The sequence below is a fragment of the Glutamicibacter nicotianae genome (assembly GCF_006539525.1).
Lineage (GTDB): Bacteria > Actinomycetota > Actinomycetes > Actinomycetales > Micrococcaceae > Glutamicibacter > Glutamicibacter nicotianae.
The window spans coordinates 116553-131610 of record NZ_BJNE01000009.1; the positions used below are offsets into that span (position 1 = coordinate 116553).

A 15058-nucleotide genomic window follows, 5' to 3' on the forward strand; every position below is an offset into this window, starting at 1 on the left:
TTGGACCAATAGTGATCTCGCCTGTCACCGTTCTAATTTCTTCGATAGGTCGCAATGCCGCACCTGACCGATGCCTCGAATCAGCCCTTACCGAAGACTATGAACTTTCAGCCTGCTGTTAAGGTGCATCGTGGTAAAAATCTAGGCAAGAAGTTACACTATTGAAGATAATAAAAATATTGAGCCCAGAACCAAAAGTTTAAACTACAAGCGTCGGGCATAACGATGAATTTTACTTTTGTAACATTACCCCTTGCGTTGTCTTTGGTAGCTGTATTACCGGGGATGGCGCAGGCTGTTGAAATTCCTGTTAGCGACACCCATACGGTGCAGCAGTCTTCGGAATATGCCCTTTCAACGAAAGATTTCTTCCCCGAGAAAACCCCTACGGAATCGAACTACATCGAAGCGGAATCGCCTGCCGATGCAGTAGCCAAGATGGATAAGATGGACGAACTACGCAAAGCTGGATTCAATGTGGGTGCCATGGCAAAAGTGAATTATGGGCCTTGCAAGATCGTTGCCGCAGGTTTTCACACCAGAAAATCTGGGAACTATAGTACGGGTGGCTTCAAATCCACAACCTATTGCACCACGAAAGTCACTTCGATCAAGCATTCTTCACAGGCGCGATTTAAACGATTAGCCTGGTGGATCAAGGGTGGCCCGGATATTAGCCAGCCAGCCCAAAAGATAAAGGGCGATAAATATAACGGCACTTACTATCCTGTTGTCTTCACGCAGACAAATCACGCACTGTCATGCAAATCTGCGAAAAAAACCACATGGTCAGGCCGTACTCTCGGATCTATTGTCTACAAAGGCAAGACTTACTATGCTGATGCCTACGCTCCTGTACAGAAGGGGGTTCCATGCCGTCTCTAAGCAGTATCCTGACAAAAATCAAGATTCGCCTGGGCTCGAAATATTCAGAAGATCAGATGGTCTACGTCGTCTATGGGAAACAACCCAGCCCATTTCCAGATCTTGAATACATAGAGCCAATAATTGCGATCGTGGCCAGTGAACGTGAATGCTTTGCGATTCAGGAAAAGTATCTAGACACTAAAGTCAGCTGGGAAGCTCGTAAGGTGCAGGGTGCCGAAAGCATAGACCTGGTAGATGGCTGCGTTTTGTATCTGACGCATACTACTTTGTCATCGTACGATGAGGACGCCGATGGGAATCCAATCTTCGGGATCATGGAGAATCCACAGCCCACGGCTCTATATTGCAGTCGGGGCGCCGCTGAACAGCAAGCACCGGATCAATACCTGCACATCGTTACCCTCGGTGAAATAAACCTTCGTGGCGTCGGAGAGCTTTTGGAATAAGTGTCCAGCACCCTACGCCAATACCTGAAGTTGCCAGACATGACGGGGCCGCACCTACCAGGTGCGGCCCCTCTTCATGTTGCTTGCCACGTTGCAGGAGATGGTATCGGTTTAGATGCCTGCTTGACCCTATCCGCGTTGTCTCAACAAACTAAAGATTATTGAGACACTCTCCTCAGCGCGGCCATGCCGTCTCAATATTCCGGAACGGCAAGGAGTCCAACCGTCTTATAAAGTCGTCCCAACGTAAAACGTCTTACCTGCTTGCCGTGCAGGGGTTTTTGAGCCACACTGGGCAGGTGAGACATTTGGGATACACGCGCGTGAGCACTTTGAGCCAAGACGCGGCCTTGCAGCTCGATGCCCTGGTTGCTTCAGGGGTGCAGAAGCGCGACGTGTTCGCCGACGTGACTTCCGGCAGCCGCAGCGCGATCGAGCGGCCCGGAATGAAGAATCTGCTGGACTATGCCGAAGCCGGCGACACCGTCGTGGTGTGGCGGGTTGACCGGCTGGGCCGCTCCCTGATCGATGTCTTGAATACCGTGAACCTTTTGCGGGAGCGCGGGATTAATGTCCGCTCCATTTCCGATGGCATCGACCCGGCCACCTCGACCGGTCGGATGATGCTGAACATGCTTGCCTCGTTGGCCGAATACGAGCGCGAATTGATCGTGGAACGAGTCAACGCCGGCATTGCCGCCGCCCGGCAATCCGGAACCCGTTTCGGCCGGCCGGCCTCTGACCCGGCAGTGATTGCCGACAAGCTCGCGATCGCCAAAGATGCCCGCGCCAGGGGACGCACCGCCGAAGACGCAGCACGCCTGGTTGGCTGGAGCCGCGCAACGTTCTACCGCCACTTGGGCCAAGAGCCCGCCTCTTCCAAGAGCTTGTGATCGGCCATGTCCCGGCGAAGCGAAACGCGCAGGGACGCACCGCTGGGGCGAGACCAGAATGACAGCAGTACCGAGAAAGCAGGAACTCCTCGTGACTACCTGGCTAAGGCAACAGCACGTTGGGAAATGCTGCGGCAACACGTCGAAGACGGAGTGCCGCTGACGGTTCTGGCAGGGGAACACCATATCGGCCTGAGGACACTGCAACGATGGCACCAGAGCTTCAAGCTCCACGGGAAGCCTGGTCTGGAACCGGTGGCACCTGGCAAACGTGGACGCCGGATGCCCAGCGAATTCGTGAACCTGGTCGAAGGCCTCGCCTTAGCTAAACCGCCCAGGACCACGGCAGCCATCCACGAACAAGTCAACAAGGTAGCGCTCCACCAAGGGTGGGCACCGGTTTCCTACTCCACCATCCGCTCGATTGTCGGCGAGATAGATCCGGGGATGATGACGCTGGCGCAGCAAGGTACGGCGGCGTACCGAGATAAATATGAACTGGTCTGGCGCCGCCGCGCCGAACGCCCGAACGCGGTGTGGCAGGCCGATCATACCGAGCTCGACATCCTGGTTTTTGACGCTAGCCACCAGCCGGTCCGCCCGTGGCTCACCACGATCATGGATGATTACTCGCGAGCCCTCTGCGGGTACATGATCTTCACCGGCGCCCCCTCATCCTTGAATACGGCATTGGTGTTGCGTGAGGCGATCTGGCCCAAAAAGACAGCTTATTGGCCGATGTGCGGAATCCCTGATGTGCTCTATGTAGACCACGGAACCGATTTCACGAGCCACCACTTAGCGCAGGCCGCCAGAGACCTGCACTTCGAAATCATTTTCTCCACGGTGGCCCGGCCGCAGGGCAGAGGAAAGATTGAGCGATTCTTCGGCACCCTCAATACCGAGCTCTTAGCCCGGTTGCCTGGCTACCTGCACAGCGTGCCCAATCCTAAGCCGGGGCTGTCCATCGGTGAACTGGACACGGCGCTAGAAGAGTTCATTGGGCAGAACTATCACCAGCGTGAGCATCAAGAGATCAAGGAAACGCCTCAAAAAGCGTGGCAGGGCAACGGCTGGTTACCGCGTCTGCCTGAAACCATCGATGAACTGAACCTGCTGCTGCTCACGGTCGCCAAACCAAGAATCGTCCACCGCGATGGCGTGCACTTCCAAGGCCTACGCTACATTTCCCCGTTGCTGGCCGCCTACGTCGGAGAATCCGTCATTCTTCGCTACGACCCTCGGGACGTTGCCGAGATCCAGGTCTTTCACCGGGGCCAGCACATCTGCAAAGCCGTGGATCCCACGCATGAACGAGCCACCGTGACGTTCAAGGACATCCAGAAGGCACGCTCCGCACGCAAGCGTCAGTTGCGCGGACAAATCAAAGAACGAATAGCCACCGTCGCAGAATTTCTACCGGCCGGACAACCACCAACGGAGCCAACCCAACCTGATCCGGCGGCCCACCCAACTAAGAAAACGAAGTTGCGCACCTACGCAGAGGACGAATAATGGCACCCTCAACATTTATCGCAACAAAGGAGCACCGCCGCTTCACTGAGTTCGCCAATGCGGTGCGCAGGCAGCGGACCATCGGGATCTGCTACGGACAAGCTGGAATCGGCAAAACCCTCTCGGCTAAACGCTATGCCAACTGGAGCCCGAAAGCCGCGGCGTTAGTAGAGGAATGGGGTCGCCGGGAGGACAGCGACCTCCAAATCTATAAGGATCTAGCCGAAACGCGAACCGTCTTCTTCACCCCAGGGGTTCTGACAACTCCTAAGCAAATCAAAGAAGAGCTCTCACTGATCACTAATCGGACCTCGATCTGCATTCACCAACATCTTGATACCCTAGGCGTCACGAACGGTCCGATGAATCAAGACAAGCATGTGGAGCTGATCATCGTCGACGAGTCGGAACGACTCAACGCCACTGCCTTGGAAGTGCTGCGAGATAGGTATGACAGGAACAATATCGCTCTGATGCTGATTGGGATGCCCGGCATAGAAAAGCAGTTCAGCCGATATCCTCAGCTCTATAGCCGTGTCGGCTTCGCCCACGAATACCGTCCGCTTGCGCAGGATGAACTGCATTTCGTCCTGCAACGAAAGTGGCGTGCCCTCGGCAAAACCATGGATTTGGAGGACTTCACCGATACGCAAGCTGTCGCGGCGATCGCGCGCATCACGCGCGGTAATTTCCGGCTGATTGATCGGCTCTTCACACAGATGCAGCGGGTCCTGAAGATCAATGAGCTGGACACTATTACCGATGACGTTGTTGAAGCTGCGCGTTCCACGCTCGTTATCGGAATCAGTTGAACCGCCATGAGTATCTGCGCGAAAACCGCCAAATCAAGCTAACAGTCACACATCAAGGACGGGTGGAGCGCCGACGAATTGAAGAGGTTGGGCCTGGACCATAAGGCGACACGTCGCCGCCAGACAGCAAAAAAGCCCGTCGAAACCGAGCCATCAGACGACGGAGACGCATAGCGTCCGCTCCATTGCACCGAGGCGCGCAGCGGCTACCTGCGTGACGTTGCCCCGCGCCCACATGGGCACGGCAAAAGATCAATCCTCCGGTCTTTTCCCGCACACATGTGGACGCGGGGACCCAATCCACCACCCGCACACAACGCCCGGGTTACGACGGCAAGAAAAGCCAACTTCAGGTACCGGGCGATGTGCGCGGCTTCCTTCAGTCGTTGAGGCTCATTATCCATCCAAGACTTCGCAGTATATGTACCGTCCTTATTCGGTGGGTACAGCGGTGTTCACCCATCTGACCGCCTGTCAACTATCGGAACCACACCGTGAACTCGATCGGCATTCCAAAGTCTGCTGCTACTACGCGCACATGGAAAAATATCCGTATACCGCAACCGCTCCCCCGTCTTCTCGGTTCAATTCCCTGCAGCCGGTGCTTCCCTTCTTCTGGGCGCAGGAGTGACCAGCGGTGCTTCTCCGGGCCTTCCCCTCCAGCGAGATCGTCGCGGTCTCCTGGCCCACGCCCAAACCCGGATGTCGGAGAATGCGGGAATATCCGCTGTTGAGGGCTGAGCGCCCCAGGGGGATCCCGTCATAACGAAGGTGCTGGTTCGCGGCTTCCATCAGTCACGAACCAACACCCTCTAGCTACCAAACGGCAGTAATGCCTCCTCCCTTACGCCATACCGGGCTCGGAAGCACGGTCAGGCACGAAATCAGGGGCCGGGAAACTATCGATTGCGACAGCTAGCCGCGAAGCACGGCCGCTTCAACAGACCTCGCGTAGTCGCCCTTCCCTGCCGGTTTCACGAAGAGCAGCGTGAACACCCAATGTGCTGCGCCGGCGACAACAACAGAAGGCAGGCTCGCCGTCAAGAAATCGAAAGGAGGATGCGTCTCGTATGTGATCGGGTTCAGAAGGGAGAGATACGTGGCAACCCCCAGCGCCAACGCCAGGAACGCCCACCAATTCACGCCTCCCCAGAACCAGTATGCCGAGTCGCGTGAACTGGAGTAGATCGCTCGAACCGAGACAAACTGCTTTCGGAGAAAGTAGTAGTCAACAATCTGTACCCCACAAATTGGGGCGAGAATCAGACCAACGAAGGCATTGATCGTGCCGATTCGGTCGAACAGGAGATCCGGCATCAAGGCAACGATAAACCCGACAGGAATAAGCGAGAGCGCCAGCACGGCCGCCCAGGGCAATTCCTTGTTGAGTCCAGTCGCCTGCCGAACACCGAGCGACATGCTGTAGGCCCCAATCATCACGGTCGAGATATTGGCGCAGACGATAAAGATGAGAATCGGTACCCCCACCGCCACGCCGCTGAGCTCGATGATGTATGAAGTGGGATCTCCCCCCGAATCGGGAAAGACCAAGGCAGCAAAAAGCCCGATGATCGAGATCAGGGAAAGCGGCAAGCACAACCCCAGCAGAACGGGATTCATCGCCTTGCGGGATGACGAAAGATTCTGCGTAATGCCACCGACATAGGGCCACCATGACAACGACACGGCGATCAACATTTCCGCCCCTATGGTCAGGTTCCCGAGCTTGGAATCAACAGGAGCCAAGGCCGGTGCCGAAACAACGGAATCCCAACCAATGGTCGACACCAGGTTATAGAGAATCCAGAATGCCATGACGACAACAACTGCAGCGATCCAAAAGCCGACCCTGGTCATACGGGAAGGCCCCTTCCGAAGAACCCACCAAATGAAGAGAAGACCCAGCAGTGCGGAAACGACCATGATGACATGACGGGCCGATTCAGGCGCCAAACCCGTGCTGATCAAGAGTTCGGCGGTAGCCCTTCCCATGAAAATAAGCAGCACGCTGTTCCAACCCACCAGAATGAATCCGGCGATGATCACGACCACCCACGGACCAAACTGCCCCAGAGCCGGTTTGACCGACATGATCGACTCGACACCATAACGGGTGGAAATGGGTATCAAAGCCAAGAAAATGACGAGAATGCCTATGAGGCCCCCCGCGATCATCGTAAGCATGCCGGGTATGGCCGGAAGATAGACAGCTACAAATCCCCCGAGGAGAAAGCACCAGGTGGCCACCGCTGTGGATGCCGAAAGACCAACTGTTGCAAGCTTCGTCCAATTTCGCTGTCCGGGTGCTGTCGGCTTCGCAGCTTCAGCCTCGTTACCGGCTTCCATTCGTTGACTCATACTCACATCACCACGTATGCGGCGATCAACATGATCGCAGGAATAAGCGCGGTAAAAACAAGCAGCGTCACGAGCTCTGCCCCGCCGAACGGACCAACCTCGGCTGCGTGTTGCTCAATAACCACCAATAGGTCTTCATGTGGATCGTGCATTCTCGAACCCCTCACTCCATTGTGATTCCATCCAGAATTTCCAGACGTACATTTGGTACCCGGTTCAGTTCCCACTGGCCGAATCACCCCTCGCTCCTGTCAACACTTGAAGCGGCGAATCGCACATTTCGTTCACGTTTATCCGCGACGCCCTCTTCTATGACAGAAACTTGACTCAGCTCATAGTAGGGTTCCGTCAAGCGAGACCAAACTATACAAATATATGAACTTTCGTATTTTTTCGGACTGATGACGCATAGCTCTCAGTCGACGAAACCCGATATCGGGACACAGCACATGCCGTGCAGATTCCCAGATCCCCTTCGACTAAACCGCGCCTGGCAGCCGACCTGCAGAGGTCCTCGGACGCACTGCGCGGGCACCCCTGTTTCCAGAACCCCTCGGCACCATCAGACATTCACAGGGGTATCCGCCATCCAGAGGCCGGCTACGCCTGGGGCTAACCGCCCAGATGGGTCAACTGACTACTACTTTCCACGCTACCCGAAGTCATGTTTGAGTCTCACAACCCATGGGTTGCAAGACGTCTCACCGAGCGCCGCTCCCCCAGCTGAAAATCCTTGAAAACTCAACGGTTCTAAATTCTCGCAACTATGTGTCACAACCAATGTCGTAGAATCATATTGACACTATTAGTTGCGAGACACTTTCAAGGGTTCCATGACCAAGCTGATCGGATACGCTCGCGTATCCACCAAAGCCCAAGACGCCGACCGGCAAATCCAAGACCTATTGGCGGCTGGCATCCGGCGCGATGACCTCTACACCGACCATGGACTCTCCGGGGCGCTGGCCAAACGTCCTGGACTCGATAAAGCCCTCGAAGCACTCTACCCAGACGACACCCTGGTGATTACTACCCTGGACCGGCTCGGACGCTCCACCCAGAAAATGCTCGAACTCGCCCAAGAACTGCGCGAACGGAATATCGGACTGCGAGTGCTAAACCTCGGCGGCGGCGATGTAGATACCAAGACACCCATGGGAGCCATGGTCTTCACTGTCATGGCAGCACTCGCGCAAATGGAGCTGGAGATCAAACGTGAACGCATCAACGACTCTGTGACCAAACGCCGCACCGCCGGAGGGGACCTCGGCGGTCGCCGACCTACCTTCACCGAATCCCAGATCCGAACCGCAGCCAAGCTCATCCAGGCAGGCGATCCAGCCACCCAAGTCGCCAAAGATATGGGAATGTCCCGAGCGACCCTCTACCGCAGAATTAAAGAGTTAGACCACTAAACATCCCAAAAACCTTCCGTGCCCCTTCAAGCCCGGTCGACTTTCGGTACCAGGTTTTGGGAATCCAAGAACATTGAAAAAGCGCACTTCGAACTGATGCTCGGAATGCGCTTTTCAGGTTCTCAGAAACGATCATTTTTGAAATGATCAGTAAAACCCGGCGACATGTGACTGTTAGCTTCGAATGGCGGCTTTTCACACCAAGAATTGACGTATCGATCGGTACTCATGACATTGATTTCTGGAACTGATGGCGGTGCACTCTTCCACATAGGAACAGTGCACCGCCATCAACAGCTTTAACGATAGCTTTAGGCCAAAACGGTATCGGGTTGTCGGGACAGTTGTGCTCGGTGAACACGAGCCGCGCGTAAACCGTTAGCAATCACCACGACCTCGGCTACCTCATGAACGAGCACTACGGCTGCTAATCCCAGCACACCGGTAATTGCCAGCGGTAGCAGAACGATGATGATTGCTAAGGACAAAATGATGTTCTGATTCATGATGGTTCGGCCCCGTCGAGCATGTGACAAAGCCTGCGGGATCAACCTCAGATCATGACCGGTAAAAGCAACATCAGCCGATTCTATGGCCGCATCAGCACCGGTTGCTCCCATCGCAATACCTACCGTGGCAGTAGCCAGAGCGGGGGCATCGTTGATTCCATCACCAATCATCCCTGTTGGAACCTGCTGCACCGACGCAGCGACTTCACGGGCTTTATCTTCAGGACGCAGCTCGGCATGAACGGTGTCGATGCCTGCGATAGCAGCCAACGCGTGGGCAGTACGCGCGTTGTCACCGGTCAGCATGAGCACGTCGATTCCCTGATCACGCAGGTGGCGAACCGCTTCAGGTGCTTCGGGGCGCAGTTCATCGCGCACACCGATCACACCAATGACTTGCCCTGCACGGGTCACCATCACACAGGTTTGCCCCGATGCTTCCATGCTTTCCACGGCAGGTGTGAGTGTTCCCGGGGTGATCCAGCGAGGGCTACCCACCGCGACTGGCTCACCGTTGAGTACACCAGTAATGCCGTGTCCGGGTTCTTCAGCAACCTCGGTTGCTTCAGGGGTCGAGGATACCGCTGAGCTAATGGCCCTAGCCAAGGGGTGGGTGCTGTGTTGTTCCAGAGCTGCGGCCACGTTGAGCACAGCATCCTGGCTCACACCGTCAACAGCGTGAACCTGGGTTACCGCTGGCTGATTACGGGTGAGTGTGCCCGTTTTATCTACTGCGATACGGCGCAGTGAACCTAAGCGTTCGAACGCTGCACCACTTTTGATGATGACGCCAAATTTACTGGCCGCACCGATCGCGGAAACAACGGTCACGGGAACAGCGATCGCCATCGCACACGGTGATGCGGCAACCAGCACAACCAGGGCGCGGGTGATCCAAGTTTCCGGATCGCCAAAAAGTGATCCGATGGTGGCTACCAGGACGGCTAGGACGATCACCCCAGGAACAAGCGGGCGGGCAATGCGATCGGCTAGACGCGCTCGCTCACCGCGTTCTGCCTGAGCTTGCTCGACCAGGCTCACCAGCGTAGTCAATGAGTTATCAGTGCCGTTGGCTGAAGCGGTCACTTCTATGGATCCTGAAGTGTTGATTGAACCGGCGGCGACCTGGTCACCTACGGACACGTCCACGGGAATGGATTCACCGGTAATTGCCGAGGTGTCTAGACTGCTAGATCCTTGGCTGATCACCCCGTCAGTAGCTAGGCGTTCTCCTGGCTTCACACGCAGGAGGTCACCAATCCGAATCTTTGATGCGCTGACGACAGTGGGCATGCCGCTGCGGATGACCGTTGCTGTTTCTGGGACCAGTTTCAGTAAGGATCGCAGTCCTGACCGTGCTCGGTCCATGGCCTTATCTTCGAGGGCTTCAGCGATGGAGTACAAGAAGGCCAGCGCGGCTGCTTCTTCAACGTAGCCCAGGATGACCGCACCGACCGCGCTGATGGTCATCAGTAGCCCGATGCCGATTTTCCGTTTCGAGAACAGATTGCGCAGGGCGCCAGGAACGAAGGTATATGCGCCGAGCAGTAGACCGATCCAGAAGAAGACTAGGGCTACTACTTCAGCGGTATCGCTTGAGGTGGTCCATTCAAGGATCAGGCCGGCGAGGAAGGAAATACCAGAGGTGATAGGAATGAGCACATGCCAATCCCGGTACCAGGGCAGTTCTTCCTTGATTTCGTCGGTGGTTTCTGGTGATTCGCAACCGCACGCGGAACTCATGCTTTGTCCTCGACTGTTCGTGAACTATCGGTAGTGCAGTCCGGGCAGGAAGAATCTACACACGGTACTTGGTCATCGACGGCTAATGTCACATCGACGAGTGCGCTGAGTGCCGTGGTCAGATGTGGGTCGGTGATTTCGTAGCGGGTTTTACGTCCTTCGAGTTTCGCCACGACAATCCCGCACCCTCGCAAGCAGGTCAGGTGATTCGAGACGTTCGTTCGGCTCAGCCCTAAGTTCTCGGCTAACTGCGCAGGGTATCCCGGTTCATGCAGCAAAGACAGGAGGATACGCGAACGTGTGGGGTCGGCCATGGCGCGGCCGAGCCGGTTCATCGCTTCGATCCGCGATTCAATATTCATCATAAACTGTACTATACAGTAGATAATGTATAGACGATCTCGTGTCATAAACAATCGATTATGGGACGGTCAGTGCGCCACCGTCCGACCTCAGCCATCCCTATCTTTTCGAGACCAACCCAAAGAACCTCTCAAAGAACTCCCCAAGCTGCTGCACCACCCGCCGTTTCTTCTCCCCATGGTTCTTCTCCTTTGAAAAACGAGACACCGGAGGCAAGACCTTGGTGATCGCTGTTCCCGAGGCCCGAATGCTTCCCTCACGGAACGCAGCATCGATGAATTGGGCTGTTTCTTCCGGCTTCAAATTCTCCGCAGCGATGATCTCGCCCAGTTCCTTCTCCCGCTGGGCTTCCAAGTATGCAGTCACCGGACCCTGGACCCGAGAAGCTATATAGTTGCAAATTTCTTCTTCCTCGGCACCAAGATTTACGGTTCTTGGCGGTGCTTAAGCTGACCGGTGGTACTGCTCGTGGACTCGATCCATAACCTTTCCGATACCCCGGCAGCAGACATACTCACTCTTGGAAACGATGCTGCATTAACGGTAAGGAAACGGCTATGCGCCATCGCTGAAATTTGTATATCCGACGCTCATGCGGGGTCGTGTTTGTTGCGCTACTGTACAAGTTACTTAAAGGCTTCAGTTCACGATCTCAAAGTGGTAGCGTCCGCGGTATCCATCGAGACTAAGGAGCAAAATCAATGAGTCACATCATCTCCATGCTGAAAACCCACCCCAACAAACCCAATGACCCGGTCCTTCAGAAGCTTGCGGACTGTATCGCCGCCTGTTTCGAATGCGCCCAGAGCTGTACCGCGTGTGCCGACGCGTGCTTGGCCGAAGACATGGTCGCCGAGTTGCGTCTCTGCATCCGGACCAATCTCGACTGCGCCGATATCTGCAACGCCACCGTCAACGTGCTGACCCGCCAAACCGGCCAGAACCCATCGGCAGTCAAGGCAATGCTTGAAGCCTGCCGGACAGCCTGCCAGCAGTGTGCCACCGAATGCGAGAAGCATGCTGGCATGCACGAGCATTGCCAGGTCTGCGCTGAAGCTTGCCGCCGGTGCGAAAAAGCTTGTGCCCTGCTGTTGGCGGCCATCGGCTAAGCGTCTGTTGTTGGGCACGAGTGGACAGATGAGTCTTGCCAGAAAACTCGATTTATACCCCCATGGGGTATATTCTGAACCTACGCGGGACTTAACGGGCGGTTGCCCCCAGTGTTAGGGCGGCGTATTCAGACGAGAATTCGAGGCCGCCCTCGGGGGTCCAGGAGGGAAGCCATCATGAACCACGCACCGGAGAACCGGGAACACGGCCACTCAGTCTCCCCTGGACACGAGGGTCGCACTCTCGCATCCAAAGACAGTCACACGGGACACCCGATGTCTGAACAGCCGACTCATGGCCAGGCGACGCCGGCTGGCCATGCGCATTCGGCAGTTGACGATGAACACGCCGTCCACAGCCACGGCGAGCACGCAGGACACAGTACCGCGATGTTCAAGAATAAGTTCTGGCTGAGCCTGGCACTCTCAATCCCGGTGGTATTTTTCAGCCCGATGTTCGCCCACCTCTTCGGCTATCAGATCCCGGACTTCCCCGGCGCCGTCTGGATCGCTCCGGTGCTCGGATCGGTGATCTTCTTCTACGGAGGACTGCCCTTCCTGAAGGGCGGCTGGAAAGAACTGCGCAGCAAGCAGCCTGGAATGATGCTGCTGATCACGCTGGCAATCACTATCGCCTTTCTCTCCTCGTGGATCACCACGCTAGGCATCGGCAACTTCAACCTCGACTTCTGGTGGGAACTGGCCCTGCTGGTAGTGATCATGCTTCTGGGCCACTGGATCGAGATGCGCGCCCTAGGCTCGGCGCGCGGCGCACTAGATGCTCTGGCAGAACTGCTACCTGATGAAGCCGAACGCGTCACCGCAGAGGGCACGGACACAGTACGCATCAGCGATCTATCCGTCGGCGATATCGTACTGGTCCGCTCCGGTAGCCGGCTGCCTGCTGACGGGGAAATCACCGAAGGCCAAGCGGAACTGGACGAATCGATGATCACCGGCGAATCCAAGACCGTACCGCGAGGTCCCGGAGACAGCGTAGTGGCCGGCACTGTGGCCACGGACAGCTCCCTGCGCATCAAGGTGGCAGCCGTCGGGTCAGATACCGCTCTAGCCGGAATCCAGCGTCTGGTCTCTGAGGCCCAGGCCTCCTCCTCGAAAGCCCAAGCGCTAGCGGACCGTGCAGCGGCTTTTCTGTTCTACTTCGCTCTGGGCGCCGGCATCATCACTTTCCTCACCTGGGTGCTCCTGGGCAGTCCCAACGAGGCGGTTATCCGCACCGTCACCGTTCTGGTCATCGCCTGCCCGCACGCACTGGGCCTTGCCATTCCACTGGTCATCGCGATCTCCACCGAACGGGCGGCACGGGCTGGAGTGCTGATCAAGAACCGCATGGCCTTGGAACGGATGCGCACCATCGATGTGGTCCTCTTCGACAAAACCGGCACTCTAACTCTGGGCCAGCCTGCTCTGACCGGCATTGCCACAGCCCCTGGTCTCAGCGATAACGACTTGCTGGCACTGGCGGCCGCAGTTGAGGCGGACAGCGAACATCCCTCGGCCCGGGCTATCGTCGCAGCTGCCCGGGCCCGAGCCATCCGGATTCCGACTGCTACCGAATTTACCTCGCTGACCGGGCGTGGCGTGACCGCCAGCGTCGATGGAGCCGACATCATGATCGGCGGACCGAACTTGCTTGACTCCCAAGCCCTGACGATCCCGCGAGAACTGCAGGAGCAGACTCAGCCTTGGGTCGAGCGAGGCGCCTCCGTACTCCACGTGGTTCGTGCTGGGCAAGTGATTGGTGCCCTGAGTTTGGAAGATGAGATCCGCGCCGATTCCCGCCAGGCCGTTGCCGCGTTGCAGTCCCGGGGCCTCAAAGTCGCGATGATCACCGGTGATGCGCAGCAGGTCGCCGAAGCAGTGGCTGGAAAGCTGGGCATCGACGAGGTCTTCGCCCAAGTCCTGCCCCAGGACAAGGATAAGAAGGTTGCCGAGCTGCAGGCCCGCGGCCTGAAAGTGGCCATGGTCGGGGACGGGGTCAACGACTCCCCAGCACTGGCTCGGGCCGAGGTTGGCATTGCCATCGGTGCCGGCACCGATGTGGCAATAGAATCGGCGGGGGTTGTCTTGGCCGGCAACGACCCGCGGGCGGTGATGTCTATGCTGGAACTATCCAGAGCCAGCTACCGCAAGATGATCCAGAACCTGGCGTGGGCCACCGGCTATAACGTGATTGCGGTCCCGCTGGCTGCCGGAGCACTGGCGTTTGCTGGGGTGTCGATCTCTCCGGCCATCGCAGCGATCCTGATGTCTCTGTCCACCATCGTGGTCGCGCTCAACGCCCAATTGCTGCGACGCATCAATCTCGATCCAGACACCATACATTAATCACACTAGACCAGTTTCAAGCGCTTTCTTTTGCCGGGCACAGGATGCGCCAGTACCCTTGAGATGAAAACCTTCACTCAGGTGGAAAGGCAGGATGCGATGAATCAGGTTATGACGCCTCGTCGTTTCCTGTCTCTGCTTGTCCCTGCGCCGGGCAATCCTGCTGGCCGCCGCCCGGTTATTCTTATGCTGGGTTTGGCCGGAATCATCCTCGGAATCTTGGGGATGCATGTCTTAGGAGCGTCCCACCAAGCGCCAGATACTGCTGGTCTGAGCGCGGCCTCTACGCACCAAGCAGTCTCCCACGATCACGGTCCACCCGTAATGGCCACAGATGGGACGGTCGGTGGCGAGGCAGATAGTACCTGCTACGGGCCATGCAATGGCGAACATCATCTCATGGCTGCCATGTGCGTACTCATAGTCATTGTCCTGGCCGTCTTGTGGTTTCTTCCTAAGCGTTGGTTCATTATTCCTGGCAAGGGGCTGCGCGCCCCGCCAGTCATGCCTGCACCGGCAAACCGGTTGCCGTGGACTCCCTCACTCATCGAACTCTCTATCAGTCGCACATAAAAACGCCGGCCGCTTTCCCCATACCGGGGAGAGCTCCGGCTATTCGTGCTCACCCTTGTGTGCCGTCTTGGCCGGGTATTGATGG

Annotated in this window: 14 protein-coding genes; 9 read left to right on the forward strand and 5 right to left on the reverse strand. The window is 56.8% G+C overall.

The annotated features are described in order from the left end of the window. Positions 1–225: 225 nt before the first annotated feature. The 5 genes from ANI01nite_RS11535 to ANI01nite_RS11555 all read left to right on the forward strand — a co-directional run bounded on the left by ANI01nite_RS11535 (position 226) and on the right by ANI01nite_RS11555 (position 4554). A complete protein-coding gene (locus tag ANI01nite_RS11535; RefSeq protein ID WP_141358130.1) occupies positions 226–885 on the forward strand; it encodes a hypothetical protein in 660 nt (219 codons plus the stop codon). Continuing rightward, on the forward strand, positions 873–1334 hold the full coding sequence (locus ANI01nite_RS11540; protein WP_096256524.1) for a hypothetical protein: 462 nt from the start codon (positions 873–875) through the stop codon (positions 1332–1334). Before ANI01nite_RS11535 ends, ANI01nite_RS11540 begins: the two co-directional genes overlap by 13 nt. Positions 1335–1633: 299 nt before the next feature. Continuing rightward, entirely contained in the window at positions 1634–2227 is a 594-nt protein-coding gene (locus ANI01nite_RS11545) for a recombinase family protein (RefSeq protein WP_096256525.1), read from the forward strand. A gap of 6 nt (positions 2228–2233) precedes the next feature. Continuing rightward, the gene (locus ANI01nite_RS11550; protein ID WP_255314515.1) at positions 2234–3742 is read left to right on the forward strand and encodes a TnsB C-terminal domain-containing protein; all 1509 of its coding nucleotides are present in this window, start codon (positions 2234–2236) and stop codon (positions 3740–3742) included. After that, positions 3742–4554: an AAA family ATPase gene (locus ANI01nite_RS11555; protein WP_141358132.1), complete on the forward strand. Its 813-nt coding sequence runs from the start codon at positions 3742–3744 to the stop codon at positions 4552–4554. Before ANI01nite_RS11550 ends, ANI01nite_RS11555 begins: the two co-directional genes overlap by 1 nt. 915 nt (positions 4555–5469) lie before the next feature. On the opposite strand, the gene ANI01nite_RS11560 is transcribed toward ANI01nite_RS11555, so the two are convergent. Continuing rightward, positions 5470–6900, reverse strand: coding sequence for a cytosine permease (locus ANI01nite_RS11560; RefSeq protein ID WP_170214635.1), 1431 nt, complete (start codon positions 6898–6900; stop codon positions 5470–5472). 14 nt (positions 6901–6914) lie between these two features. Then, a complete protein-coding gene (locus ANI01nite_RS16740) occupies positions 6915–7064 on the reverse strand; it encodes a hypothetical protein (protein WP_170214636.1) in 150 nt (49 codons plus the stop codon). 681 nt (positions 7065–7745) lie between these two features. Between ANI01nite_RS16740 and ANI01nite_RS11565 the strand changes: the two genes are divergently transcribed. Further along, complete coding sequence (locus ANI01nite_RS11565) at positions 7746–8327, forward strand: recombinase family protein (protein WP_128471562.1); 582 nt, start codon at positions 7746–7748, stop codon at positions 8325–8327. A gap of 311 nt (positions 8328–8638) precedes the next feature. On the opposite strand, the gene ANI01nite_RS11570 is transcribed toward ANI01nite_RS11565, so the two are convergent. The 3 genes from ANI01nite_RS11570 to ANI01nite_RS11580 all read right to left on the reverse strand — a co-directional run bounded on the left by ANI01nite_RS11570 (position 8639) and on the right by ANI01nite_RS11580 (position 11308). Continuing rightward, positions 8639–10579, reverse strand: a complete 1941-nt coding sequence (locus tag ANI01nite_RS11570; RefSeq protein ID WP_141358137.1) for a heavy metal translocating P-type ATPase — start codon at positions 10577–10579, stop codon at positions 8639–8641. Beyond that, positions 10576–10944: a Cd(II)/Pb(II)-sensing metalloregulatory transcriptional regulator CmtR gene (gene cmtR / locus ANI01nite_RS11575; protein ID WP_038992389.1), complete on the reverse strand. Its 369-nt coding sequence runs from the start codon at positions 10942–10944 to the stop codon at positions 10576–10578. Before cmtR ends, ANI01nite_RS11570 begins: the two co-directional genes overlap by 4 nt. Before the next feature lie 97 nt (positions 10945–11041). Next, the gene (locus ANI01nite_RS11580) at positions 11042–11308 is read right to left on the reverse strand and encodes a type I restriction endonuclease subunit R, EcoR124 family (RefSeq protein ID WP_038992385.1); all 267 of its coding nucleotides are present in this window, start codon (positions 11306–11308) and stop codon (positions 11042–11044) included. Between the two features lie 335 nt (positions 11309–11643). Between ANI01nite_RS11580 and ANI01nite_RS11585 the strand changes: the two genes are divergently transcribed. From ANI01nite_RS11585 to ANI01nite_RS17025, 3 genes are all read left to right on the forward strand, one after another. Then, positions 11644–12051, forward strand: coding sequence for a four-helix bundle copper-binding protein (locus ANI01nite_RS11585; RefSeq protein ID WP_038992381.1), 408 nt, complete (start codon positions 11644–11646; stop codon positions 12049–12051). 276 nt (positions 12052–12327) lie between these two features. Then, the gene (locus ANI01nite_RS11590; protein WP_255314517.1) at positions 12328–14400 is read left to right on the forward strand and encodes a copper-translocating P-type ATPase; all 2073 of its coding nucleotides are present in this window, start codon (positions 12328–12330) and stop codon (positions 14398–14400) included. Positions 14401–14586: 186 nt separating this feature from the next. Further along, entirely contained in the window at positions 14587–14973 is a 387-nt protein-coding gene (locus ANI01nite_RS17025) for a DUF6153 family protein (protein ID WP_128471573.1), read from the forward strand. The last annotated feature ends 85 nt before the right edge of the window (positions 14974–15058 follow it).

Excerpts from the sequence above, each read along its gene's own strand:
- ANI01nite_RS11535 (WP_141358130.1), top strand. The coding sequence starts at position 226 with ATGAATTTTACTTTTGTAACATTACCCCTTGCGTTGTCTTTGGTAGCT.
- ANI01nite_RS11540 (WP_096256524.1), top strand. The coding sequence starts at position 873 with ATGCCGTCTCTAAGCAGTATCCTGACAAAAATCAAGATTCGCCTGGGC.
- ANI01nite_RS11590 (WP_255314517.1), top strand. The coding sequence starts at position 12,328 with ATGTCTGAACAGCCGACTCATGGCCAGGCGACGCCGGCTGGCCATGCG.
- ANI01nite_RS11585 (WP_038992381.1), top strand. The coding sequence starts at position 11,644 with ATGAGTCACATCATCTCCATGCTGAAAACCCACCCCAACAAACCCAAT.
- ANI01nite_RS11565 (WP_128471562.1), top strand. The coding sequence starts at position 7,746 with ATGACCAAGCTGATCGGATACGCTCGCGTATCCACCAAAGCCCAAGAC.
- cmtR (WP_038992389.1), bottom strand. The coding sequence starts at position 10,944 with ATGATGAATATTGAATCGCGGATCGAAGCGATGAACCGGCTCGGCCGC.
- ANI01nite_RS11570 (WP_141358137.1), bottom strand. The coding sequence starts at position 10,579 with ATGAGTTCCGCGTGCGGTTGCGAATCACCAGAAACCACCGACGAAATC.
- ANI01nite_RS11555 (WP_141358132.1), top strand. The coding sequence starts at position 3,742 with ATGGCACCCTCAACATTTATCGCAACAAAGGAGCACCGCCGCTTCACT.
- ANI01nite_RS16740 (WP_170214636.1), bottom strand. The coding sequence starts at position 7,064 with ATGCACGATCCACATGAAGACCTATTGGTGGTTATTGAGCAACACGCA.
- ANI01nite_RS11550 (WP_255314515.1), top strand. The coding sequence starts at position 2,234 with ATGTCCCGGCGAAGCGAAACGCGCAGGGACGCACCGCTGGGGCGAGAC.
- ANI01nite_RS11560 (WP_170214635.1), bottom strand. The coding sequence starts at position 6,900 with ATGGAAGCCGGTAACGAGGCTGAAGCTGCGAAGCCGACAGCACCCGGA.
- ANI01nite_RS17025 (WP_128471573.1), top strand. The coding sequence starts at position 14,587 with ATGCTGGGTTTGGCCGGAATCATCCTCGGAATCTTGGGGATGCATGTC.